Annotated in this window: 25 protein-coding genes and 2 pseudogenes; 20 read left to right on the top strand and 7 right to left on the bottom strand. The window is 44.9% G+C overall.

The genetic code is table 11. From position 1 onward, the window contains the following. Positions 1-126: 126 nt before the first annotated feature. Positions 127-742: pseudogene (locus tag ACE1CM_RS40705) on the bottom strand (IS607 family transposase). Between the two features lie 163 nt (positions 743-905). Next, entirely contained in the window at positions 906-1214 is a 309-nt protein-coding gene (locus tag ACE1CM_RS40700) for a hypothetical protein (RefSeq protein ID WP_374884824.1), read from the bottom strand. A 706-nt stretch (positions 1215-1920) separates the two neighbouring features. Here ACE1CM_RS40700 and ACE1CM_RS40695 point away from each other — a divergent pair. From ACE1CM_RS40695 to ACE1CM_RS40680, 4 genes are all read left to right on the top strand, one after another. Then, positions 1921-3117, top strand: a complete 1197-nt coding sequence (locus ACE1CM_RS40695; protein WP_374884822.1) for a hypothetical protein — start codon at positions 1921-1923, stop codon at positions 3115-3117. 161 nt (positions 3118-3278) lie between these two features. Continuing rightward, positions 3279-3992, top strand: a complete 714-nt coding sequence (locus ACE1CM_RS40690) for a PspA/IM30 family protein (RefSeq protein ID WP_374884820.1) — start codon at positions 3279-3281, stop codon at positions 3990-3992. A 66-nt stretch (positions 3993-4058) separates the two neighbouring features. Beyond that, the gene (locus tag ACE1CM_RS40685) at positions 4059-4850 is read left to right on the top strand and encodes a PspA/IM30 family protein (protein WP_374884818.1); all 792 of its coding nucleotides are present in this window, start codon (positions 4059-4061) and stop codon (positions 4848-4850) included. 325 nt (positions 4851-5175) lie between these two features. Further along, a complete protein-coding gene (locus ACE1CM_RS40680) occupies positions 5176-5565 on the top strand; it encodes a hypothetical protein (protein WP_374884816.1) in 390 nt (129 codons plus the stop codon). A 680-nt stretch (positions 5566-6245) separates the two neighbouring features. Here ACE1CM_RS40680 and ACE1CM_RS40675 read toward each other — a convergent pair. Together ACE1CM_RS40675 and ACE1CM_RS40670 are read right to left on the bottom strand one after the other, a co-directional pair. Further along, positions 6246-7541 carry a lipid-A-disaccharide synthase gene (locus tag ACE1CM_RS40675; protein ID WP_374884814.1) on the bottom strand — a complete coding sequence of 432 codons (1296 nt, stop codon included), beginning with the start codon at positions 7539-7541 and terminating at the stop codon, positions 6246-6248. 518 nt (positions 7542-8059) lie between these two features. Further along, positions 8060-8632, bottom strand: a complete 573-nt coding sequence (locus ACE1CM_RS40670; protein ID WP_374884813.1) for an FkbM family methyltransferase — start codon at positions 8630-8632, stop codon at positions 8060-8062. 241 nt (positions 8633-8873) lie between these two features. Here ACE1CM_RS40670 and mgsA point away from each other — a divergent pair, with 241 nt between their 5' ends. Together mgsA and ACE1CM_RS40660 are read left to right on the top strand one after the other, a co-directional pair. Beyond that, positions 8874-10145, top strand: a complete 1272-nt coding sequence (gene mgsA, locus ACE1CM_RS40665; RefSeq protein ID WP_374884812.1) for a methylglyoxal synthase — start codon at positions 8874-8876, stop codon at positions 10143-10145. A 116-nt stretch (positions 10146-10261) separates the two neighbouring features. Beyond that, complete coding sequence (locus tag ACE1CM_RS40660; RefSeq protein WP_374884811.1) at positions 10262-10822, top strand: Uma2 family endonuclease; 561 nt, start codon at positions 10262-10264, stop codon at positions 10820-10822. A gap of 75 nt (positions 10823-10897) precedes the next feature. On the opposite strand, the gene ACE1CM_RS40655 is transcribed toward ACE1CM_RS40660, so the two are convergent. Beyond that, positions 10898-11488 carry a TetR/AcrR family transcriptional regulator gene (locus tag ACE1CM_RS40655; protein ID WP_374884810.1) on the bottom strand — a complete coding sequence of 197 codons (591 nt, stop codon included), beginning with the start codon at positions 11486-11488 and terminating at the stop codon, positions 10898-10900. A 56-nt stretch (positions 11489-11544) separates the two neighbouring features. Between ACE1CM_RS40655 and ACE1CM_RS40650 the strand changes: the two genes are divergently transcribed. The 5 genes from ACE1CM_RS40650 (at position 11545) to ACE1CM_RS40630 (ending at position 13765) form a co-directional block, all read left to right on the top strand. Beyond that, positions 11545-12039: a hypothetical protein gene (locus tag ACE1CM_RS40650; protein ID WP_374884808.1), complete on the top strand. Its 495-nt coding sequence runs from the start codon at positions 11545-11547 to the stop codon at positions 12037-12039. Positions 12040-12085: 46 nt separating this feature from the next. Then, complete coding sequence (locus ACE1CM_RS40645) at positions 12086-12559, top strand: DUF29 domain-containing protein (RefSeq protein WP_374884806.1); 474 nt, start codon at positions 12086-12088, stop codon at positions 12557-12559. Between the two features lie 71 nt (positions 12560-12630). Then, positions 12631-13113, top strand: a complete 483-nt coding sequence (locus ACE1CM_RS40640) for a hypothetical protein (RefSeq protein WP_374884804.1) — start codon at positions 12631-12633, stop codon at positions 13111-13113. A gap of 45 nt (positions 13114-13158) precedes the next feature. Further along, positions 13159-13386 (top strand): hypothetical protein, encoded by a 228-nt coding sequence (locus ACE1CM_RS40635; RefSeq protein WP_374884803.1) that lies wholly within the window; start codon positions 13159-13161, stop codon positions 13384-13386. Further along, positions 13376-13765: a type II toxin-antitoxin system VapC family toxin gene (locus ACE1CM_RS40630; protein WP_374884802.1), complete on the top strand. Its 390-nt coding sequence runs from the start codon at positions 13376-13378 to the stop codon at positions 13763-13765. The genes ACE1CM_RS40635 and ACE1CM_RS40630 overlap by 11 nt, the downstream gene beginning before the upstream one ends. A 1-nt stretch (position 13766) precedes the next feature. On the opposite strand, the gene ACE1CM_RS40625 is transcribed toward ACE1CM_RS40630, so the two are convergent. Both ACE1CM_RS40625 and ACE1CM_RS40620 read right to left on the bottom strand, forming a co-directional pair. Continuing rightward, positions 13767-13925: a hypothetical protein gene (locus ACE1CM_RS40625; protein ID WP_374884801.1), complete on the bottom strand. Its 159-nt coding sequence runs from the start codon at positions 13923-13925 to the stop codon at positions 13767-13769. Then, positions 13925-14131, bottom strand: a complete 207-nt coding sequence (locus ACE1CM_RS40620; protein ID WP_374884800.1) for a hypothetical protein — start codon at positions 14129-14131, stop codon at positions 13925-13927. Before ACE1CM_RS40620 ends, ACE1CM_RS40625 begins: the two co-directional genes overlap by 1 nt. Positions 14132-14155: 24 nt before the next feature. On the opposite strand from ACE1CM_RS40620, the gene ACE1CM_RS40615 reads away from it, so the two are divergent. From ACE1CM_RS40615 to ACE1CM_RS40575, 9 genes and pseudogenes are all read left to right on the top strand, one after another. After that, positions 14156-14299: a hypothetical protein gene (locus ACE1CM_RS40615; RefSeq protein ID WP_374884798.1), complete on the top strand. Its 144-nt coding sequence runs from the start codon at positions 14156-14158 to the stop codon at positions 14297-14299. Between the two features lie 733 nt (positions 14300-15032). Then, positions 15033-15401 (top strand): annotated as a pseudogene (locus ACE1CM_RS40610) (RDD family protein); the annotation flags it as partial. Between the two features lie 223 nt (positions 15402-15624). Next, positions 15625-15984, top strand: coding sequence for an antitoxin (locus ACE1CM_RS40605; protein WP_374884796.1), 360 nt, complete (start codon positions 15625-15627; stop codon positions 15982-15984). Positions 15985-16113: 129 nt separating this feature from the next. Then, positions 16114-16350 (top strand): type II toxin-antitoxin system Phd/YefM family antitoxin, encoded by a 237-nt coding sequence (locus tag ACE1CM_RS40600; RefSeq protein ID WP_374884794.1) that lies wholly within the window; start codon positions 16114-16116, stop codon positions 16348-16350. Continuing rightward, entirely contained in the window at positions 16344-16610 is a 267-nt protein-coding gene (locus ACE1CM_RS40595) for a Txe/YoeB family addiction module toxin (protein WP_374884792.1), read from the top strand. The genes ACE1CM_RS40600 and ACE1CM_RS40595 overlap by 7 nt, the downstream gene beginning before the upstream one ends. 524 nt (positions 16611-17134) lie before the next feature. Continuing rightward, positions 17135-21109, top strand: coding sequence for a magnesium chelatase subunit H (locus tag ACE1CM_RS40590; RefSeq protein ID WP_374884790.1), 3975 nt, complete (start codon positions 17135-17137; stop codon positions 21107-21109). A 241-nt stretch (positions 21110-21350) separates the two neighbouring features. Next, a complete protein-coding gene (locus ACE1CM_RS40585) occupies positions 21351-21617 on the top strand; it encodes a type II toxin-antitoxin system HicB family antitoxin (RefSeq protein WP_374884788.1) in 267 nt (88 codons plus the stop codon). Between the two features lie 78 nt (positions 21618-21695). Beyond that, entirely contained in the window at positions 21696-21896 is a 201-nt protein-coding gene (locus ACE1CM_RS40580; RefSeq protein ID WP_374884786.1) for a type II toxin-antitoxin system HicB family antitoxin, read from the top strand. A gap of 19 nt (positions 21897-21915) precedes the next feature. Then, a complete protein-coding gene (locus ACE1CM_RS40575; RefSeq protein WP_374884784.1) occupies positions 21916-22497 on the top strand; it encodes a Uma2 family endonuclease in 582 nt (193 codons plus the stop codon). Positions 22498-22623 lie beyond the last annotated feature (126 nt).

The raw sequence follows: 22623 nt of genomic DNA, 5'->3' as shown, positions 1-22623 counted from the left end.
TTGCAGAAAGATCTGAAGGCTTGCTTACCAGATGTTTTCCTGCCCTCCTTGTTGAAGTATTCAAATTATTGATGCTTGTTCAGGTAAGCGATCGCATTGTTGTAAACCTTGCGGCAAGCATGTATCCTAAGCATCCAAACCTTTTTGGTTTCTCCCTTTGGATAAACTCTGTAGGTCAGGGTCTTCTTTAATTTTTTGTTTGTATTTTCTGAGTCCGTAGAGCTTACAGGAGAAGACATCGATGATGGCAAGAACATCTTCCAACATTTCTCTTTCTGGGCTAAGTACGTGGTTGTTGAGAACCAAAACTTTACACTCTGACCGCTCTGCAAGCCATGAGACAAGGTCGAACCCAAACCTACAAAGTCTGTCTTTGTTTGCAACGACAACCATTCCGACATCGCCTGACAAAATTCGTTCCAATAAGGCAAGCAAGCCTTTTCGCTTGAAGTTGAGTCCACTGCCGATGTCTTTAATGACTTCGCAACCGGGGTAGCTAGAGACAAGAAACTCAATTTGTCGCTCAAGGTCAGATTTTTGACTATGGCTGGAAACTAAGCGCGTAAAGGATGGTTGGTTTGGAGGAAAGTCGAACAGAGACAACTGAATCGATGTCGTATCTTCTCTGTCCGCCTTTGGTTCTGTACGTTTTAATTTTGCCTTCCGCCTCCCAACGTTCGAGGGTTCTGGTGCAAACTCCCAATCTTTGGGCAGCCACTCTTGGTGGTACATATTTCGACATTTTCCCACAAGGGCAAACTATGTCTCAGTATCCGATATATGTCGGGCTGCTTCGGGAAATGTCACAGTTTTTAACCCTCTAGTAATTACTCTCAAGCTTCGTTTGTCAAAACACGTTTAATCAATACCAAACCCTCACGAGAGCGCATTTTAGGCCAGTGCGGCTACACTGGTAGCGGCTCTTGCTGCTTTTCTTCTATCGCAGCACTCTTCGGCTCTTGCGCGTCCATTATAGCCGTTTCTGATGAATCCTCTAATGGCAGCACCTCCCGTAACATGAATACCTCTTTTTGCCAGATCAGCATCTTTTCGAGATTTTCCCCTGAAGGGGCAAACGCTGGGATCGCCAGGGAACACGCTTGCCAGCCGCCTCTAACTGGTACGCCCAGCTGCTGGCAATTACCGCCGCGTCTTCCTTCCGGCGTGTAGTACCGGCAAGACCGACAAGCTGAAGCGATGGGATGCAGGTTCATAAAAGCTCTCTACCTTTTTGGGAGTTACTTTTGGTCAATAACTGTTTCTCCTCACCTTCATTTATCTCAAATGGCTCAGCCCCCCTCAATCCTGAGAAATCCTTACCCAGACTGGGTTATAGCGATCCCGAATAAAATATAAACTTTATGATTTCTTCAGTTTTGTGTTAAGAAACCGATACAATTTATGGGAAGAACCCTATTGATTTCAACTAAAACCTGTCCGGGATCAAGGTAAACAGGAAACAAGGGCGTAGCAGCAGATACGGGATTATATAAAAAAACACTAAATATAAAACTTAAATCTAGCTGAAGACAGAGATGGGGCGGGTCAATGCTGAATCTATCTAAAGTAAGAGACAGCATGAGTCAAGGGTGACGCTGCAAGCGCTCGCCGTCACTACCAGACCAAACCGATCCTCACCTGGTTTGAATGCACAAACAAAATCGAATGTCAACTACAGGAGGAAGCAAAATAAAAAGGGAGCCGATCGGTTGATTGGTCGGTGCAGGAGGCTTGTGGCGATTTAGGTAAAACAGGACTTACGCGCACCCATCCGGGTTTCTATGAAAAAAGGTGATAGGAACGCCCAAGTGTAAGTCCTGTAAAATCTAAAATCTAAAATCTAAAATGCCAGTGGATAATTGTCCCTAGTACCTGCACCGATCTGACGCAACAAGCAATTGGTAGGAGACAGCATTCGCTATGAGCCAACTTTCTTCTGTTGAATCTTCGCCTCAATCGTCCCCAACTCCAGGGCTAGACCCGACTTTACAAGCGGTTCTCGGCAACTTGGACGTAAATCTGGAGGAAGAATTAACCCGCTTCCGCCGTCAGCGCCGCGGCAAAAAGATGCTCTATACCAATGGGTCAAGCCGTCCCAAGGTCGATAAATCTTTGGATCTGATCTCGGTGAAAGCAACGGGGGGCAGAAATCTTGGCGCTGAAAATGGGGCATCTGCGGCTAGCAACAACCCGACTCCGGGTGGGGTGGAAGAAATGGGGGAGCGACGGAATATCCCAGCAGCAGCGATCGCTTCTGATGTGGAGACGAATGTCAGCGCAGCGGTGGAAACGAACTACACTCAAGCAGCAACACCGGGTGCTACCTTGATCCAGCCAGATGATTATCTCCAATCATCGGCAGCGCTGCTCAAAAATCTGACAGCAGAACCAGAAAACCCTTTCACCCCCGAACAAAGAGAACGCGAATCTGATCGACTGCTCAGCCCCTTGGGTATTGGCTCGATGCTATTGTTATTGCTGGCAAGTGCAACTTTGGGCTATGTGGTGATGACTCCAGCTAGCGTCAGCCACCTCAACCGATTGTTTGAACCCCAAAAGCCCAAGGTCGCTGAAAATACGCCAAAAACTGCCGCTGCTGGTGGGAATGCATCTGTAGTTAGAGGGATTCCCACTTCGCCCAACTTAGCTGCTGAGGAATTTGGCGAATTGACTTTGCGATCGCTCAGTACCGTAGAACCTAGAGTCGCCGCCATCCCAACACCGGCGCCTCGTCCTCAGATTCCCGTCAATACCCCAGCTACCATACCCAGTCCGGCACCCGGTAACGTTCCTTTGGATTTGTCCCGCAGTCTTTTACCACAGCCAGTTGAGTCGGGAAGCTTACCCCTACCCACAAGCGCACCCACTCCCGCAACTCGGCAAACTGGGGCTAAACCCGCAAGAGCTGGAGAAAATCGCTACTTAGTCGTGATGGATTATAATGGCTCGCGCTCCCTAACTCAAGCGCGTAAAGTGGCAGCAAATGCTTTTGTTCGTCGCTTACCCGACGGCACTCGCATCCAATTGGCTTCCTTCCCAACGGCTAGCGAGGCTAGAACTAAGGTGCAACAGCTGCAAAAACAAGGCGTATCGGCTCAGCTTTATCGACGCCCCTAATTCTGATCGAGACAAGGGAGATGGGAGAGATGGGGAAGTGATATCGACGCTACCTTCTTTATCTTCCCGATCTTTCCTATCTTCAAGGGTGCGATAGCGAGATAACATGAAACTAATTGGTATGGCAATGGGGCTGCGGACTCAGTAAGGGGAACGCCACTATGGGACTTCTCGATCGCATCGGGCGCGCGATCCGCGCTAATATCAACCATTTAGTCGGTCAAGCGGAAGATCCGGAAAAGATTCTGGAACAAACTGTGCTGGAAATGCAGGATGACCTGATCCAACTGCGTCAGGCGGCTGCAAGTGCGATCGCTACTCTCAAACGTACCGAACGACAACTCTCACAAGCTCAGTCTTCCGCAGATGAATGGTATCGCCGCGCCCAACTGGCTCTCTCTAAGGGCGATGAAAACCTGGCGCGGGAAGCTCTCTCGAGGCGCAAAACTTATCAAGAAACTGCCAAAGCCTTCGCTACCCAGTTAGAGCAGCAAAATACTATCGTCGCTAACCTGAAGCAGAACATGCGGACGCTAGAAAGTAAACTAGCTGAGGCTAAGACTAAAAAAGATATGTATATTGCCCGCGCTCGCAGTGCGGCGGCTACTGAAAAACTCCACCAAATGACGAGTCGCTACAATCCTAGCGGCGCTTTGGGTGCTTTCGATCGGATGGAAGAAAAAATCCTGCAAATCGAAGCTCGCGCCGGTGCTATAGCAGAATTAAGTAGCAACGAACTGGAACAGAAATTTGCCGCCCTCGAAGCAGGCGGCGATATCGATACCGAACTCGAAGCCATGAAGGCTAAGATCGTTGCAGGAAACAACCCTGCCCAGTTACCCAGTGCGCGCAACACCGATCCGCAAAAACCCTAAGATTATTGGCTATGGTTTAAATAGCTGCTTTGTCGCTTTGATAATACGCCCCAAAAGGAAAAAGTTATGGGATTGTTTGACCGCATTAGCCGAGTAGTCCGAGCCAACCTGAACGACGTGGTTAGCAAGGCTGAAGACCCGGAAAAGATTCTGGAACAGTCTATTATTGATATGCAGGAAGACCTGGTGCAGCTGCGTCAAGCTGTTGCTCAGGCGATCGCCACTCAAAAACGTACCCAACAACAGTACAACCAAGCCCAATCCGAAGTAAATAACTGGCAAAGCCGCGCTCAACTGGCTCTGCAAAAGGGCGATGAAAATCTGGCTAGGGAAGCGCTGGTAAGGAAAAAAACCCACGCTGACACGGCGGGTGCCCTCAAACAAACCCTGGATCTTCAAACCACTCAGGTAGACCAGCTCAAGCGCAATCTCATCGCCCTGGAAAGCAAAATTTCTGAGGCGAAGACTAAGAAAGATATGCTCAAAGCCCGCGTGGCTGCCGCAAAGGCGCAAGAGCAGCTGCAAAATACCGTCGGTCGCATGGGTACAGGTACGGCGATGGCTGCCTTTGAGCGCATGGAAGAAAAGGTTTTGCAGATGGAAGCTCGCGCCCAAGCAGCAGGCGAGTTAGCTGGTAACGATCTGGAAAGCCAATTTGCCCTGCTCGAATCTGGTAGCGATGTCGATGATGAATTGATGGCGATGAAAGCTAATTTGCTGGCAGGTGCTTCCCCCAATCAAGCTGCTCTACCTTCTGCTAGTCAATCTTCTGCCCCGCCATCCAATACACCAAATAAAACATCAACACAGGTTGATAAGGATTTGGAAGAATTGCGTCGCCAAATGGATCAACTCTAATCTATTTTGCCGTTTGCTAAAGCATGTTTACCCCCTGGAAATTAACTCTAAATTCTCGGTGAAAATGAGGTTTAGAGTTAATTTCCAGGTTTTACTTTTAAGACTGACGCACGACGATTTTAGAAACCGGGTTTCTGGCTGAGATCTCTAGTTACAAAGCGACGATTCATAGAAACCCGGATGGGTGCGCCTAATTCCTGACTTGATTTGTTGATATTCAAGTGGTCAACTCTATGGGAGCGGCAATTTAGTTTTATTTGCATGGTTATATGTGCAATGAAGTCTGTTAAGATTTTTATAATATTTTGTTTTCCGAGCATCTAAAATGGAGATCAGCGATCTGTTTCCGTTTCCGTTTAAAATTACACTCGATACCACGGCGATCGCCGGCGCGCTTTTGTGGTCGCTGGCTTTGTATCTCGGCTTTTCCCCCGTGGGTGAGTGGGTTACCCAGCAACTGAATCGTTGGTTTAATTTTGCCGAGCGATCTCTCTACACCTCCCAAGCAGAATTTGACCGCACCAAGAAAGGTAGAGAATCCCAAAATGCCTTTTTTGCCTCTTTATTCAGCATCTTCCCGTTTTTAATCGCAGGCGCTTTGTGCAACTGGGGCGTCGAACTAGGTTTAGGTGATAGTTGGGGCATCACTATGGGTCTGTTAGCTTGCGTCGCTTGCGGCATCTACGAGTTGGGACGCCGCGATGGACAAGTGTAGAAAATTTTAGATTTTAGATTTCAGATTTTAGATTTTAGATAAGGAAGTGGGTGTGGTAGGATTGCGCGAGCGCCTGCTTTAGGCTATTATTATCATAATCGAAATCTGTGCAAATTAAATATTTGAAGATAGTTCTTCCTCATCGAATCTATTATATCATATAAAAAACAGAAAGTATAGCTACATCTGGGATAATAACGCAAGTTGCTAGTGATTCAAATTGGTAATTGGTAATTGGATTGATGGCTCAGTCTACTCTTGACAATTACCCTGACACCCCAGAGCCTAGTAACGCGATTACCTATTACCAGCGCCGTTGGATGTAACTAGCAAGTTGAGTTAAATAGAGAAAAATACGATTGCGCCAAAGCAGTTTTTAGGGTATTATTATCATAATGGAAATATGTGCCAAATAAATATTTTAAGATAGTTCTTCCTCATCGAATCTATTATATCAAAAAAAATTAGCCAAGTCTAGAGTTACAGAAAAAATTTTTACCCATAAAACCAGCCGGGGACTAAAGTCCCAGGCTAATAGGGAAAGTCCAGGTGATGGACTGCTGGAAAATATTAGTTTGTTGGAAGGGACTTTTGCTATTAGCCTGGGATTTGAATCGCAGGCAGGCTAAGGCCGAAAGCGTTAAACAAACTGATGAAAAAATGTGGATAAAGACAAGGGCTTAAGGGTGAGAGATATAGGGTGTAATGCTTGGGGATTGAGTATCAAAAAGGGAAAGTTCATCGCGTACCAATCGAGCGAGTTTTTGAGATGCACCGGGGTTACCTCGGACATGGCGGAGGTTGGATCGCATTGCTTCCAACTTGTGGGGATGGTCTAAATAATCGATAACTAAATCTGCCACATCTTCAGGTTGGAGATTTCCGACTAATTCGGGGACAATTTCGGAATTTGCCCATTTATTAGGCCATGCAAATAACCGACCTTGTCGCAATACTAACGAGTTAATAGCTTTAGCAAAAACAGAACCAACTCCGGGCAAATTAGCCAATAAACCAGGCAAACCATCCCAAGAACGCATGGCATCTAATTGCTGAGTTGGTAATAGAACTATCATGGGGACTGCTAAGGAACCCAACTCGGCGGTATTGGCGCCAACTGTAGTAAGGCAAAGGCGACATTGAGATAATAAATCGTAGGCGGGAAACTGGGTAAACAATTCCACGCGCAAACCAGAGGGAGTTTTGAGGAAGGGAGAGTCTGAGTTAGAAGGGATAACTAATTCAGAACTTCCCCATCCAAATTGTTGAATTAAAGGATTTTGATTTGGAAGGGCAAAACGAGCTAAAGTTTTGAGGTCTAAAGTAGGGGCGACGGGAATCACAAACCGAGTTTGAGGACGCACAGAGTGGATGCGTTGTGCGATGGCTAAACACAGAGGTACACCCTGGGCTAATTTTGCTGGTTTCGATCCGGGTAGCAGTCCAATTAATTCAAAGTCGGATTTAGAGTCGTTCTCTATCTCCCCCCGTTGTTGCGCTTCTGCCATTAAGTCGCCGACAACTGTAAATTTATGGGCATATTTTGGCGATGCTTTGACAGCAATTTCTGGTTTCATGACGCCGAAGCTGTCGATCCAATTATGCCAGCGGGCGTCCCATTCGGCATAAACGACGGTACGATATCCTAAACGCTTGCCGATGATGACGGTATAAAATTGGTCGCCGCCGAGGAAGAGAACAACTCCCTTGTGGCGCCAGTCCCAATTTTGAGCAGTTTTGCCGGATAGTAGAAATGGGAAAAAATGTTCTGCTGCTTGAACGCGGTCTACTTGTGGGTAGGAAAGAGCGATCGCATCTTCTTTGCCAGTCGCATTGGGACAAGGAGATAATACCACCGAAATGCGTACTTTATCCCGCTCTTCCCCCAACTGTTGCCGCAAGGATTGTACGACGGGACGCACCCAGGTGGTTACTTCTCCAGGTCCATTGGAAAGAATTAAAATATCGACTGTCATCAGACTGTTATTTTAAGGCAAACTGGATTTAGATCTGAATAAGTAGCGCCATAGAAAGCTTCGTTGAAGTAGGGTGAGACTAATCTCCGACCTTGTCTTCGACTAAACTGTTGAAAGCGCGCTTGCCCTGATGGAATCAACCCGGCATTCTTTGCCGCTTTGATATCCGAGTATTTTACTATATAACGGGCTAAGTTGCTAGTTACATCCTTTGACAAAGAAACCGGGTTTCTTTGTCCTTAGATGTAACTAGCAACTTGAGTTATATAGTAATCTTCATTGACCAGTTCAAATTTCACGATTTGTTATTGAATTTGATGGCGGCAAATAAATGCGATCGCATTTATTTGCTATAGGTATTAGCCTCTAAAAAATATTCCATCAGCTTGCAACATCCTGCCCGTTCGAGGATCGGAAAATCCGGGAGAGATATAGTAGATTTCAAATCCCATTTTTTTTAGGTTTGTCCGCATTTCTTCAAACAATATTCCGCCTTCATAAAGGGGAATAAAAGACAATTATAATTGCATACCCTTAATATTGGTTAGGATTTCGGCAGCTCCCTCTAAAACTTTATCTTCAAAGCCTTGTACATCTATTTTGAGGAAAGTTGCTTGAGATTTTTTCATATAACTATCAGCTGCCTCAGATAATTTTAACATTTTGACCTTTTCAGAGCCGATATAGACCGAGCTGGGTGCAGCGTCAACGTGAGCTGATAACATTGGCAATACCGAACTGCTTTCGGAATTGTTTGAAATATTAATTTCAATTTCGGTATTTTTATCTCCAATTGCACATCGGGGTGCTATTTCCCAGTTTGGATGCAATCGACTTGCTTCTAGGAGTTTCTCATAGGCAGAAGATAGCGGTTCAAAAGATACTATTTTGCCGACATAGCCGCTGTTAAAGAGTTTACTGGCAAATTGTCCGTTGTTAGCCCCTACATCTAAAACTAAATCGATTTCATAAAAATTCAGTAGCTTGAGAAAGCTGGAATTTTTAGATATGTGCGGTTCAGGGGGGACGGGGGAGTATCTAACTATATCTATTCCAAAGTTACGGATAATTTTTCTCAAAGCTGTTTTCATGGTTTACTGAATTTATTCTGGTATAATTTAAATTAAATTTTAGTCGGGTAATCCCAAACATTCAATGTTTGTATATAAATATTACAAAGCAGTCCACCTATCCGTAGCAGCTGAGTTTCCCTGGGGCACTGACAAGGATAGGATTGCCCAAGCATTTGCCTCGCGAGTCTGGGTGTGGTGATTGGGTGGAATTCACCGGCTTTGGATATGATGACAAACAGCAACATACTTCCATCTCACTATGCCTGCAACGATCGCACTCATTGCCCACGATCGCAAGAAAGACGATATAGTCAACTTCGCAAAGCAACACGCACTTGTCCTGGGTCGTTACAAATTAATTGCCACCAGTACGACGGGAGGGCGGATTCAAAATGCTACGAGATTACCAGTCGAGCAAATGTTATCCGGTCCAATGGGAGGAGACGCGCAAATTGCGGCACAAGTTGCCACAGGTAACGTTGTCGCGGTAATTTTTCTGGTAGATGCTTTATATGCCCAACCCCACGAACCGGATATTCAGGCGCTTCTACGTATTTGCAATGTCCACAACGTGCCGCTTGCTACTAATTTAGGGACGGCAGAGGCAATAGTTGCTAGTTTAGAAAAAACACAAGTTGCTCATTTAATATTTAATCCCGTATCGGGACAGGGAAATGCGGAACAAGACCTTTCTTTAATTCAACAACTGCTTTACCCGCAGATGCACTTGCACGTTCATTTAACGACAAAAGATTCAGATCCGGTGCAGTTGGTGAAAGATGCGATCGCAGCGAAAGCCGATATTATTATCGCATCTGGCGGCGATGGGACTGTTTCAGCAGTTGCGGGTGCATTAATAGGGACGGGAATACCTTTAGGAATTATCCCCAGAGGGACGGCGAATGCGTTTTCGGTGGCGTTGGGAATTTCAGCGGCGATAGCACCGATTAGAAGCGCCTGTCAAGTCATTTTAGGCGGATACACTCGCGTTGTGGATGCCGCACGTTGCAACGGAATGCCTATGATTTTACTAGCAGGAATTGGTTACGAAGCCGAAACAGTAGAAAAAGCGAGTCGCGAGTTAAAAGATCAGTGGGGTGCGTTAGCTTATTTAATGGCAGGATGGCAGCAATTAGATACTCAAGAATTATTTGAAACTGAAATTGATATTGAAGGGGAAGTCCATCAGTTGCAAGCAAGCGCAATTACCATTGCCAATACCGCACCCATCACCTCAATTTTAGCACAAGGTGGAGGGCAAGTTATTTCCGATGATGGACTTTTAGATGTAACAATTGCCGCAGCAGAAACCAAGCTGCAAGCAATTACAGGAATGCTGAGAATGTTGGGAGCAGCTTTAATTAAAACCGGCATCGAACATCAGAACCTTGTCCACCTTTGCGCTAAGCGGATGAAAGTGACAACAAATCCGCCGCAAAAAGTAGTATTAGATGGGGAAATTATCGGCACAACGCCGATAGATATTGAATGCATTCCTGGAGGTTTAACGGTTTTGGTTCCCAAACCTTAATTATTGATTATTGTAGGGGCGGGTTTTACCAATCAATCCGCGCTAAGAAATCAGGTTTCTGGCATGTTTAAACCCGCCGCGCCCTAGCTATATTCTCAAAAGAAGGAGTTAATTGTATGACAGCAACAAGAGATAAACTTTGGACAGTAGAAGAATATCACCGGATGATTGATGCGGGCATTTTGAATGAAGATGATAAAGTTGAATTGCTGAACGGTCGAATTATCCAAATGAGCGATCAAACTCCACCCCATGCGGGTACAACCCAGCGAATTGATCGATATCTGCAAAACCTGCTCAGGAATATAGGAGAAATTCGCGTTCAATTGCCAATTACTTTAGCCACCTCGGAACCAGAACCAGATATTGCTGTAGTTAGTATCGATGCGGGTGCTTATGGCGAGCATCACCCCAATGGTAGCGAAATCTTTCTCTTAATTGAAGTTTCCTACAGTACCTTACAAATCGACATTGAAGAAAAAGCGCTCATTTATGCTAGAGCAAATATTGCGGAATACTGGGTTTTAGATGTAGCTGAACGCCAAGCTTATATCTTGCGAAATCCTACACCAGAAGGCTATCAATCTGAAATGATTCTTCCAGATAATGCCGTTATTGCACCACTTGCTTTCCCAGAGATTGAAATCCCCTTGTCAGAGCTGTTTTTACCTATTTAAGTAGGTGGATAATAGCTAATGGCTAATATTAGCTATGGAAAATATTCCCATGAGCAATTAGCAATTAGCGATTATTCAGACTGCAACATCTCTGAGAAAAAGATTTAAAGCGCGGCGAATGTATGCTTCCCAAGTTTCTGTTGTGGGTGGAAAAATCAGCGCATAAAGCATGATTCCACTCATCATATCGAAGACTAAACCCGGAGCTAAATTTGCTTGAACTTCATTTCTTGCTTTTGCCCGTTCGATTACAATGGTAAAAGCTTCCCGTCTAGGTTGTAGATATTTTGTCCAGTAAACTTGAGCAAACTGAGAATTGCTGGATGCGCTGCTAATAATCATTGCAACTGTTTGTTTTCCCAAAGGATTCAGGGTAATTTTTGCCGCATTTTCGATCAGCACATCAATATCGCCCCAAAAAGTACCCGTGTCAGGGATGACAATTTCTTCCCTTAAGCTTTCAATCGCATCTGCAACGAGTTCTTCCTTAGATTTGTAGCGGCGGTAGATGGTGGTTTTGCCAACTCCGGCACGGGATGCGATCGCATCGATACTCATGCGATCGTATCCCACTTCTGCCAGCATTTCCAGGGTTGCTTGCAAAATCGCTTGATGGGATTGGACGCTGCGGGGGCGTCCCATTTGTTTTTTGTCAGTCTCGCTCATGAGTGTTATTATAGTTTACGAAACGGTTACGTATCGAAAGTAATTGAGGTTGAGTTATGAGCGATCGCCCGCGTCCCCGCTACACCGACAAAAACAGCACTCAAACCCTCCGGGAAGGGTTGGAAGAATACTACGCAGTCAATTCTGACTTTACCCATCCCAGTACTCAACCACCAGATTTTGCTAAAATTTTGTTTGCCCATGATGCGAGTCATGTAATTTATGGCTGCGATACTGATATGTATGATGAACTGAAAATCCTGCCCCTGACATTTTGGACGAGTGATTTTAAGTTCCGAGATTATTTGAGAGAACGTAAAAATCCAGCCGTAGATGTAATGTATGAGGATTTAATCAAACATCATGGGGTGCTGTGGCTATATAGTTCAATTTTGGTTGTAATACCACAATTGTTGCCAGAATTGATTTCAATCTGGTTTAAAACTCGCAAGCGGCAGCGTTACGTGCCATTTTTGAACTTTGAACCGCTTTTAGATAGGTCGCTTTTAGAGATTCGTACAGAGTTTGAAATTTTGGCTTTCATTAAGTGAGATTGTGTCACAATAGAATAAGCGATCGCTTGCAGGAGATACCCTCGTGACAACCGAACTCCAAGCCAGCCAAAAAAGTATCTACGATACTGATTTCGTGGGTTGGGTTGAAACTACAGTCGAACAATTACGGACTCAAGACTACGCCAATGTAGACTGGGAAAACGTGATTGAAGAAATTGAAGATATCGGTAAGCTCGAGAAGCGGGCAATTTACAGCAATCTTAAAATTCTATTGCTCCATCTCCTCAAGTATAGGTATCAGGCAGAGAAACGCTCAAACAGTTGGTTAGCCAGCATTGTTGAACATCGGCAAAGAATCAAAAAAGCATTCAAAGAAAGCCCAAGCTTGCAACCCTATTTTACTGAGATATTTAACGAGTGCTACCAAGATGCAAGGGAATTAGCTGCGGCTGAAACGGGACTAGGAATTGATGAGTTTCCAGTTGAAAATCCCTTCAATGCTGAAGCAGTCCTCAATTCTGACTACTTGCCCGGTGGGGATGACAGTGCGGTATAGTATATTGTCCCAAAGACGGCTGTTTAAGCGTTGGTATATTTGAGATAGGTGTTTTTCAAATAAACCAATCTGTGATCAAACGATTCGCTGCTGTTGCGTTCTCTCTCGGTCTTCTGTTTACTGGGGCTACCCAGCTTCAAGCCAATGAATTGAACGATGCGCCCACTTGCGATAATTCTTCTGGGGAGTGTTTTTACGCTCATCGGGTGTATCAACTTGAACAAAGTACCCAAGGTTGCAGAGAAACTCGCAGAGTTGAAGGAAATATGACCTACACTGTTTGCAGACTCAACGGCAGACCTGTAAAAGCTTCCGAATCTCTGACGGAATTAGGTGATGGTATGGGCTATTGGTTTGAGAATGGTAAGGTAGTGGCAATTCAGAGATTCCATGATGGCAGCACGATCTTTTTTAACCAAGGCAAACTTACAGAAGTATATTTCGATGGCGGTTCCCAGATCCAAAGTGAATTCTCTGCCAGAGAACGCCAGGAACTAGAAACATTAGCCAGGAATGGGTTTCGCAACATTTTCCGCAAACTGAATGTGCGGTAGTTGCGATTCTTGGAGCGATTGTAGGATGATGGGTAGGAGGGAAAAATGAACATATCTATCATCGACGAGGTAATTGAGCAACTAAGAGCTATGCCGCAGCACTTGCAACAGCGGGTGCTGGAATTTACCAGAACCTTGGTGAGTTCCCAAATTAGAGGCACTCCGGGGCGAGAATTACTACGTTTTGCAGGTTCGATTCCACCAGATGACCTGCAATTGATGCGGGAAGCAATTGAAACTGGGTGCGAGCAGGTCGATTTTAATGAGTGGTAGATACTTGCTAGACACCAACATCATTATTGCTCTGTTTGCTGATGAAGAAGCAATCAAAAATAGTCTTGCCCAAGCCGATGAAGTTTTTATTCCCAGTATTGCGATTGGGGAGTTGTGTTATGGTGCGAGAAAATCGGGACGACCTCAAGAGAATTTAGAAAGAATTAATCAGTTAATTGTCAATAGTACAGTGCTTGAATGTGATGCTGAAACTGCTCGTCGATATGGTGAGGTGAAGAACAAGCTAAGGCTTAAAGGTCGTCGCTTACCTGAAAATGATATTTGGATAGCAGCACTTGCATTGCAATATGATTTGACGTTGGTGACACGCGACGCGCACTTCCAGGAGATTGAGGATTTACGAACGGTAGCTTGGTGAGTTAGTAGGGTGCGTCAGAGCGATCGCACGCACACCTTTCAAAAGGGTCATTGACAAATAGCTCTACTTTTTGCCAAAACTTGGCTTCTAAATCTTCATTTCCCTGGATTCGTTTTTTGAAAGCACGTCGGAATGAAGAGCTAAAACTGACCTCTACCATCACTCTTCTACCAGTTGTTTGAGTTTGTTAATATCAGAGGAAAAATTCAGTTCACCGTTTTGCTCTTCGGCTTGACTCAGCTTGAAATTGTTATATATCTCCTCCCGACGTTCTTCTCTCAAATATTGACTTAATAGCAGTTGAATCTCTTGTTTTTCGTCAAAGGAAAGACTTTTGATTGCTTCGACTAGATCGGTGAAACTCATGACCTCAAACCGCCTTTAATCCTGATGGGATCAATACTAGCATGGCGATCGGTGCTGGGCGCTATCTACATGGGATGGTGGGTGCGCGATCGCGCGTCTAGTCCTATCTACATGGGTGCGCGATCGCGCTCTTGGGAGCGATCGCTCAAAAGGCGGTTGGATCATTGAAATTTGTCTGTTCAGCCTCCATTCCAAGTCTTCCTGGACAAAATTTTTATTTTCAATATAATGAAATTAACAGATATCAACCCAAATTCATGGAATCAGCCGATGGTCTAGCCTTGGCGGGTTAGCTAAACGGTTACACCGCTAAGCTATTTGTGGAGGCGCAACCGGCAAGTTGATGGTGGGGTGCAATCGCCCAGAGAAAAGTTTTAGGGTAATTCTTCCGGTTGGTTATAAAAAAACCTCGTATCTACTACAAAGCGAACAATTAATCTGCAAAACCCTTGTGGCAAAAGCAAGTGGAAGTTTTATGCAGCGTGCGATCGCCAAGTAACCATGATGGACTTGAGGTTTAAGAAATGGCACTTCCTGTTTTGGGTTGTGGTAATCAGGGTGAAGCCGTCTTTGCTTGGCAGGCTTTAAGATTGAAGAAAGTTATGCAATCAAATTTTGACATAAGCACAGTCAGATCCGGAATCCTTGTTTAAGATGTGTAGAAAGCAATATCTGAACAAATTGACTTAATACCAAATAGGGGTCTAATACTCCCTTTATCAGTTACACCGTGTAGGCGGCATTTGTGCGTATAGCCATGACTTTCAGTAGTTTTGGCTTAAAAGGGGTTATAAAACTGGATTTGGTATCAGAAATAGTTTAGATTCCATAGTCATTTAGAGTCAGGAGACAATCGATGAATTATGCAAGTTTCTGGTCAAGATTTTAAGCTTCACTACTTGACGGGATAATACTGTATATTCTTAGTTTTATAGCAGGTGCTGTAGTAGGCTTTCTTTTTGGTGCAAGTACTGGCTCAACAACAGGAGTTGAAGCATTGGGTTTTCTTGTTGATATAGTAGTTAGCTGGTTATACTATGCGCTTTCGGAAAGCTCTCCGAAACAAGCAACATTGGGTAAGCAAGCATTAGGAATAGTAGTAACAGATTTAAATGGAAAGCGCATATCCTTTGGCAAAGCGACGGGAAGATATTTTGGTAAATATCTCTCAACCATAACCTTGTTTATCGGCTATCTAATGGCAGCTTTTACTGATAAAAATCAAGCATTGCATGACATCATGGCTGGTACTCTTGTAGTCAAGAGGTAGCTCTTTAAATTGGTCAGCGGAGGGTCGAAAGCCGCTGGTGCTGAGTTCAAGGTTACTAGCCGCCGCTGATTTGAGCCGTTAAAGCGATCGCACTCAAGCGGGCGATCGCGCTCAAGCGGGCGATCGCACCCCCACTCTCTCTAATCCTTAATCGCCATCATCAAGGAAAGCTGAAACAGCGATGTTTTGTTAGGATGGTCTTGGTTTGGTCAGCAGAAAAATTATGACGTGGCAAGAATTGGAAAAGCAAGTACTGCAATTACCGATTAGCGATCGCACTCATCTAGTTCAGTCTCTACTGGCATCAATTCAACAAGAAACGCTGTCTTCTATTCCTGCAAATCCAACTAGAGAATCTTTGAGCGATCTCGATCCCTGGACTGGGAGTTTAGTAGGCGTAATCCGGTTAGAAGCAGAAGAGCAGACAACAGAAGTTTTGTTACGCAAAGAAGGACATCGATTAATCCTCGAACCCATTCGCCCCGGTTCTCTGCTTTCACTACTTGCCACATTAGAAGAAATTACAGAAAACTTTTCTGATGTGGATGAAGGGCTAATGCTACTCGATGACATTACGCTTTAGTCAACGATATAGGCATAATTTACTTATTCGAGCGATTATTCCCGAATTTGGCAGCCGAAATTGAGACAATCGTTCATAATGAGGGAGTGGCTATAATCAGCAGACAAGATCTAGCAAAACACAGTTATTATGATCCCAGTCAGTGAAGCTCAACAAAAGTTGCAGGATTTGATCGATTCGGTAAGCCAGTCACATCAACCCATTGTGATTACAGGACAAGGTAACAATGCAGTGCTATTGTCTGAAGCTGATTGGACATCGATACAGGAAACACTCTATCTTCTCTCAATTCCAGGGATGCGAGAATCGATTCGGGAAGGACTAGCAACGCCGATCGATGAGTGCGAGCGGGAGTTGGAATGGTGAGCTGGGATCTGGTTTACACCAAACAAGCACAGAAAGATGCTAAGAAGCTGGCTGCTAGTAATTTACGAGATAAAGCCCAAACCTTATTAGACATCCTTACAGTTAATCCATTTCAGAATCCCCCACCTTACGAGAAATTGGTGGGAGATTTGGAGGGTGCATATTCGAGGCGAATCAACATTCAACATCGTCTGGTATACGAGGTGATTGAATCTGAAAATACGGTGAAAATTTTGCGGATGTGGACGCATTATGAGTAAGGTACCAAGCTCAATAGCAGCCGCTCAATGCAACCGTTAAAGCGATATGCCGACCGCACGCTGGCGCGCGCGATCGCACCCTCACCCTCGATTGCGATCAAATTCACCTAAAGACGCGAAATAAGATAAAAATTTAGTATATTTTATATCAAAATTATTTATATTAATCTTCTACTCAATTTTCCAGATCAAATCTTTTATTCTATTTAGCTTTCCCAGTAAATTCTAGTTTAACGATATAGGCATGATTTGCTCAAACCCAACTCGCGAGACAGTCTTAACTGCCCCAAACTGTTAATAATTAACAATAATTTTCTACAGATATTAAATCATTACTCGCGATTTTTGTCAAGTAATGTAAAAAAATATCTCATTTTTTATATCAAATTGTGTCAGTTGGTGGTCAAAACTCGCACAGAGCGGGCATTTTCTGGTAAAACCACATAGGTGCCTCATATTCCAACCTGAGAGCGATCGCTCTCAGCCAATACCTTGAACGCGCGTCAACAAGGAGCCAAACAAGCATGTTCACTCACGTCAAGTCCACCATTAGACATATTGCGCCCGCCAGCCTCCAGGGCAGATCGTTACTGAAGGTGGTCTATGTCGTGTTAGAGCCTCAGTATCAAAGCGCACTTTCGGCGGCGGTGCGTTCGATTAACGACAATAACCCGAACTTAGCGATTGAAATTAGCGGTTATTTAATCGAAGAACTGCGCGATCCGGAAAATTATGCCGAATTCAAGCGCGATGTCAGCGAAGCGAATGTGTTCATTGCCTCGCTGATTTTTATCGAAGATTTGGCGGAAAAGGTCGTCGCCGCAGTGGAACCCCACCGCGACACCCTCGATGTTGCCGTCGTATTCCCATCCATGCCCCAAGTGATGCGCCTGAATAAAATGGGCAGCTTCTCGATGGCGCAACTGGGACAATCTAAGGGAGCGATCGCCCAATTCATGCGGAAGCGCAAGGAAAAATCCGGCGGCGGTTCGTTCCAAGATGGGATGTTAAAGTTGTTACAAACTTTACCCAAAGTCCTGAAATACCTGCCAATGGACAAAGCTCAGGACGCCCGCAACTTTATGCTCAGCTTCCAGTATTGGCTGGGCGGTTCGAGCGAAAACCTGGAAAACTTTCTGCTGATGCTGGCAGATAAATACGTCTACAAAGGCAAGCTAGGTAAAGCAGAATACCTAGAACCCCGTACTTACCCGGATATGGGGATTTGGCATCCTTTAGCCCCACAAATGTTTGAGGATGTTAAAGAGTATTTCAATTGGTACAACAGCCGCAAGGATATTTCCTCCGATTTAAAAGATCCCTTAGCACCTTGCGTTGGTTTGGTATTACAACGCACTCACTTAGTCACGGGGGATGACGCCCATTATGTGGCAATGGTACAGGAAATAGAAGCGATGGGCGCGCGGATTGTGCCGGTATTTGCGGGTGGTTTAGACTTTTCTAAACCCGTGGATGTTTATTTCTACGATCCGGTGACGAAAACACCAATAGTTGATACTGTTGTATCTTTGACGGGATTTGCATTAGTTGGAGGTCCCGCACGGCAAGACCATCCTAAAGCGATTGATTCGTTAAAACGGCTGAATCGTCCCTACATGGTAGCGCTGCCTTTGGTATTCCAGACGACGGAAGAATGGCAAGATAGCGAATTAGGATTGCACCCGATTCAGGTAGCATTGCAGATAGCAATTCCCGAATTAGATGGGGCAATTGAACCGATTATATTATCCGGGCGGGATGGAACGACGGGACGCGCGATCGCTCTCCAAGATCGGATCGAAGCCGTCGCCCAACGCGCCTTAAAATGGGCAAATCTGCGCCGTCGTCCCAAATTAGAAAAGAAAGTTGCCATCACTGTTTTCAGCTTCCCACCTGATAAAGGCAACGTGGGAACTGCGGCATATTTGGACGTATTTGGCTCGATTTATGAGGTGATGAAAGCCCTCAAAAATAACGGCTACGATTTGCCAGAATTGCCAGATTCAGCTGAAGCGTTAATGCAAGAAGTAATTCACGACGCAACTGCCCAGTATGCTACTCCCGAATTGAACATTGCCTATCGCATGTCCGTGCCGGAATATGAAGAACTGACTCCATATTCCGAACGTTTAGAAGAAAACTGGGGAACACCTCCAGGAAATCTCAACAGCGATGGTCAGAACTTGCTGATTTACGGCAAACAATTCGGCAATGTATTTATCGGGGTTCAGCCTACGTTTGGCTACGAAGGCGATCCGATGCGGTTGTTATTCTCTCGTTCTGCGAGTCCCCACCACGGCTTTGCGGCGTACTATACTTATCTGGAAAAAATCTGGAAAGCCGATGCAGTTTTGCACTTTGGCACGCATGGTTCTTTAGAATTCATGCCTGGAAAGCAGATCGGAATGTCTGGGGAATGCTATCCAGATAGTTTGATTGGGACGATTCCCAATTTGTATTACTACGCGGCAAATAATCCCAGCGAAGCGACAATTGCCAAGCGTCGCAGCTATGCCGAAACGATTTCTTACTTAACGCCTCCGGCGGAAAATGCGGGATTGTACAAAGGGTTGCAAGAACTGAGCGAATTAATTGGTTCTTACCAAACCTTAAAAGACACCGGACGGGGCATTCCAATTGTCAACACCATCATGGATAAATGCCGGATGGTGAATCTTGACAAAGATATCAATTTGCCAGAAAAAGATGCGAAAGATTTAACTGCCGAAGAACGGGATACTTTGGTCGGGTCGGTTTATCGCAAGTTGATGGAAATCGAATCGCGGTTGTTACCTTGCGGACTGCACGTGATTGGGAAACCGCCGAGTGCAGAAGAAGCGATCGCAACGCTGGTAAATATTGCCAGTCTCGATCGTACCGAAGAAGAAATCCTCAGTCTGCCTCGGATAATTGCTAACAGCATTGGGCGGGATATTGACGAGGTTTATGCGAATAGCGATCGCGGCATCTTAGAAGATGTGCAATTGCTGCAAGAAATCACCCTCGCCACCCGCGCTGCTGTTACTGCATTAGTCAAAGAACAAACCGACGCCGATGGGCGCGTTTCCTTGGTTTCTAAGCTCAACTTCTTTAACATGGGCAAAAAAGAACCTTGGATCGAAGCATTGCATTCTCTGGGTTATCAAAAAGTAGACCCAGACGCAATAAAACCGCTGTTTGAATACTTAGAATTCTGCCTCAAACAAGTCTGTGCAGATAACGAACTCGGTGCATTATTGCGCGCCTTAGAAGGAGAATACATCCTTCCCGGCCCCGGCGGCGACCCCATCCGCAACCCCGATGTATTACCCACAGGTAAAAACATCCACGCCCTCGACCCGCAATCGATTCCCACCGCCGCAGCGGTAAAATCGGCAAAAATTGTTGTAGACCGCCTTCTAGCGCGTCAGAAAGCCGATACAGGCAATTATCCAGAAACCATTGCCAGCGTTTTGTGGGGAACCGACAACATCAAAACCTACGGCGAATCTCTCGCCCAAATTATGTGGATGGTGGGTGTAAAACCCGTCCCCGATGCATTAGGACGAGTCAATAAATTAGAACTAATTCCGTTAGAAGAATTAGGTCGTCCTCGGATTGATGTTGTAATTAATTGTTCTGGCGTATTCCGCGACTTGTTCATCAACCAAATGAGTCTGTTAGATAAAGCCGTAAAAATGGCAGCAGAAGCAGATGAACCATTGGAAATGAACTACGTCCGCAAACACGCTTTGCAACAAGCAGAAGAAATGGGAATCAACCTGCGCCAAGCAGCAACGCGGGTATTTTCTAACGCCTCCGGTTCCTATTCTTCTAACATCAACCTGGCGGTGGAAAATAGCACCTGGGAAAACGAATCCGAGTTGCAGGAAATGTATTTGAAGCGCAAATCTTTTGCCTTCTCTTCCGATAATCCCGGCATGATGGAAGAATCGCGGCAGATTTTTGAAACCACACTCAAAACCGCCGATGTGACATTCCAAAACTTGGATTCTTCGGAAATTTCCTTAACAGACGTATCCCACTATTTCGACTCAGATCCCACTAAGCTAGTCGCCAGTTTGCGCGGTGATGGCAAAACCCCCGCCTCGTACATTGCCGACACTACAACTGCTAACGCTCAAATTCGCACCTTATCAGAAACCGTGCGTTTAGATGCGCGTACCAAACTATTAAATCCCAAGTGGTACGAAGGCATGTTAAGTCACGGTTACGAAGGAGTGCGCGAACTTTCCAAGCGGTTGGTGAATACAATGGGTTGGAGTGCAACTGCTGGCGCTGTCGATAACTGGATTTACGAAGATACTAATACGACGTTTATTCAGGATGAAAACATGCGGCAGCGGTTGATGAATTTGAATCCTCATTCATTCCGCAAAGTGGTTGCAACCTTACTTGAAGTCAATGGTCGCGGTTATTGGGAAACCAGCGAAAGCAACTTGCAAATGTTGCGCGAATTGTATCAAGAGGTTGAGGATCGGATTGAAGGGATAGAATAATGTGTAGCGCCCGCACCCTGAAGGGTGGGGCTACACAAACAAAGCCCGCCTTCGCGGGCTGAATTCTTACAGGCTGCTTTGGCAGCCAAAGTTTGTATAGCGACACCCTTCAGGGTGTCGTATTTTGGCAAAAGTATTGTTGGAGAAATCGGGTTTATATTCACCACAGTTCGCTTGGTTTCTGTGCTACCGTAGTTGACAAAAGGCTAGAAATATCTAGTCCCAGGAGGTTTGAAAAGTTGTGGCACAGCGCATCGAAGTGCGAATTGAAATCTTCCAAGAGGGAGAGTTGTACGTAGGACTTTGCCCAGATCTGGATGTTTCCAGTTTCGGGGAAACTCCAGAAAACGCTAAACAATCTGTACAAGAAGCTTTAGAAGCATTTTTCGAGGAATGCGAGGTAATAGGAACTCTCTCAGAAGTTTTACAAGAAGCAGGCTTTATACAAAAAGATGGCAACTGGCTACCCCGCCAACCTATATCATCAGAATTGGTTGCCATTGGTTGAGGAAAAATGGCTTTTAAAATTACACCTATTCGCTATCAAAATAAATATAATATGTTTGCAAAATAAAGTGTCGTAAATATGATTACTTACAAGGGATACACAGCGGATATTCAAGTAGATGCAGAAGCAGAAATTCTTTTTGGTCGGGTGATTGATATCAAAGATGTGGTCACATTCAAGGCCAAGACTGTTGAAGAAGCTTGCCAAGAATTCCACAAGTCTATTGATGATTATCTAGCTTTTTGTGAAGAATTAGGAGAGGAGCCTGATAAACTTTGATGCACTATTGTTGTCGATTATGGATGCTATAACCCTCAACCTCAAACCCATCATTGAACTGACAGAAGAGCAATTTTTTGAGCTATGTCAAATCAATGAACTTGTCAGATTTGAGCGGAATGCTGATGGCACATTGGTGTTAATGCCGCTTGTGGGAGGTTTAACCAGTCACCGCAATGCTAATTTAACCTATCAACTTGCAACCTGGAATCGCGATGATAATCTAGGAGTTGCTTTCGGTTCTTGTACTGGCTTTATTTTACCAAATGGTGCCATGCGATCGCCTGACGCATCTTGGCTAAAACGTGACAGATGGGATGCGCTGACTGAGGAGCAAAAAGAAGCATTTCCTCCAGTATGTCCCGATCTCGTAGCCGAATTGCGATCTGAAACGGACTGTTTGAAAAGACTACAAAATAAAATGCGAGAGTACCGCGATAACGGTGCAAGATTAGGCTGGTTAATTAACTTAGAAACTTGGCAAGTAGAAATTTATCGACCTCATCGAGATATTGAATTGCTTGAATCTCCTGCTACTTTATCGGGAGAAGATGTTTTACCTGGATTTGTTCTAGATCTTGAATCAATTAGGTCAGAATAGAAAACGCGATCGCATTAATAGAGTAGGTTGGGTTGAGGTGACGAAACCCAACAAGCTATGAGTGTTGGGTTTCGCTATCGCTCAACCCAACCTACATTTTTTCGCCGCGATCGCGCCAACCTATAC

It is taken from the genome of Microseira sp. BLCC-F43 (assembly GCF_041929235.1).
Lineage (GTDB): Bacteria > Cyanobacteriota > Cyanobacteriia > Cyanobacteriales > Aerosakkonemataceae > Microseira.
Note: the sequence above shows the minus strand (reverse complement) of the source record. Positions and strands in the feature narration are given on the sequence as shown.

Excerpts from the sequence above, each read along its gene's own strand:
- ACE1CM_RS40700 (WP_374884824.1), bottom strand. The coding sequence starts at position 1,214 with ATGAACCTGCATCCCATCGCTTCAGCTTGTCGGTCTTGCCGGTACTAC.
- ACE1CM_RS40695 (WP_374884822.1), top strand. The coding sequence starts at position 1,921 with ATGAGCCAACTTTCTTCTGTTGAATCTTCGCCTCAATCGTCCCCAACT.
- ACE1CM_RS40690 (WP_374884820.1), top strand. The coding sequence starts at position 3,279 with ATGGGACTTCTCGATCGCATCGGGCGCGCGATCCGCGCTAATATCAAC.
- ACE1CM_RS40685 (WP_374884818.1), top strand. The coding sequence starts at position 4,059 with ATGGGATTGTTTGACCGCATTAGCCGAGTAGTCCGAGCCAACCTGAAC.
- ACE1CM_RS40680 (WP_374884816.1), top strand. The coding sequence starts at position 5,176 with ATGGAGATCAGCGATCTGTTTCCGTTTCCGTTTAAAATTACACTCGAT.
- ACE1CM_RS40675 (WP_374884814.1), bottom strand. The coding sequence starts at position 7,541 with ATGACAGTCGATATTTTAATTCTTTCCAATGGACCTGGAGAAGTAACC.
- ACE1CM_RS40670 (WP_374884813.1), bottom strand. The coding sequence starts at position 8,632 with ATGAAAACAGCTTTGAGAAAAATTATCCGTAACTTTGGAATAGATATA.
- mgsA (WP_374884812.1), top strand. The coding sequence starts at position 8,874 with ATGCCTGCAACGATCGCACTCATTGCCCACGATCGCAAGAAAGACGAT.
- ACE1CM_RS40660 (WP_374884811.1), top strand. The coding sequence starts at position 10,262 with ATGACAGCAACAAGAGATAAACTTTGGACAGTAGAAGAATATCACCGG.
- ACE1CM_RS40655 (WP_374884810.1), bottom strand. The coding sequence starts at position 11,488 with ATGAGCGAGACTGACAAAAAACAAATGGGACGCCCCCGCAGCGTCCAA.
- ACE1CM_RS40650 (WP_374884808.1), top strand. The coding sequence starts at position 11,545 with ATGAGCGATCGCCCGCGTCCCCGCTACACCGACAAAAACAGCACTCAA.
- ACE1CM_RS40635 (WP_374884803.1), top strand. The coding sequence starts at position 13,159 with ATGAACATATCTATCATCGACGAGGTAATTGAGCAACTAAGAGCTATG.
- ACE1CM_RS40630 (WP_374884802.1), top strand. The coding sequence starts at position 13,376 with ATGAGTGGTAGATACTTGCTAGACACCAACATCATTATTGCTCTGTTT.
- ACE1CM_RS40625 (WP_374884801.1), bottom strand. The coding sequence starts at position 13,925 with ATGGTAGAGGTCAGTTTTAGCTCTTCATTCCGACGTGCTTTCAAAAAA.
- ACE1CM_RS40620 (WP_374884800.1), bottom strand. The coding sequence starts at position 14,131 with ATGAGTTTCACCGATCTAGTCGAAGCAATCAAAAGTCTTTCCTTTGAC.
- ACE1CM_RS40615 (WP_374884798.1), top strand. The coding sequence starts at position 14,156 with ATGGGATCAATACTAGCATGGCGATCGGTGCTGGGCGCTATCTACATG.
- ACE1CM_RS40605 (WP_374884796.1), top strand. The coding sequence starts at position 15,625 with ATGACGTGGCAAGAATTGGAAAAGCAAGTACTGCAATTACCGATTAGC.
- ACE1CM_RS40600 (WP_374884794.1), top strand. The coding sequence starts at position 16,114 with ATGATCCCAGTCAGTGAAGCTCAACAAAAGTTGCAGGATTTGATCGAT.
- ACE1CM_RS40595 (WP_374884792.1), top strand. The coding sequence starts at position 16,344 with ATGGTGAGCTGGGATCTGGTTTACACCAAACAAGCACAGAAAGATGCT.
- ACE1CM_RS40590 (WP_374884790.1), top strand. The coding sequence starts at position 17,135 with ATGTTCACTCACGTCAAGTCCACCATTAGACATATTGCGCCCGCCAGC.
- ACE1CM_RS40580 (WP_374884786.1), top strand. The coding sequence starts at position 21,696 with ATGATTACTTACAAGGGATACACAGCGGATATTCAAGTAGATGCAGAA.
- ACE1CM_RS40575 (WP_374884784.1), top strand. The coding sequence starts at position 21,916 with ATGGATGCTATAACCCTCAACCTCAAACCCATCATTGAACTGACAGAA.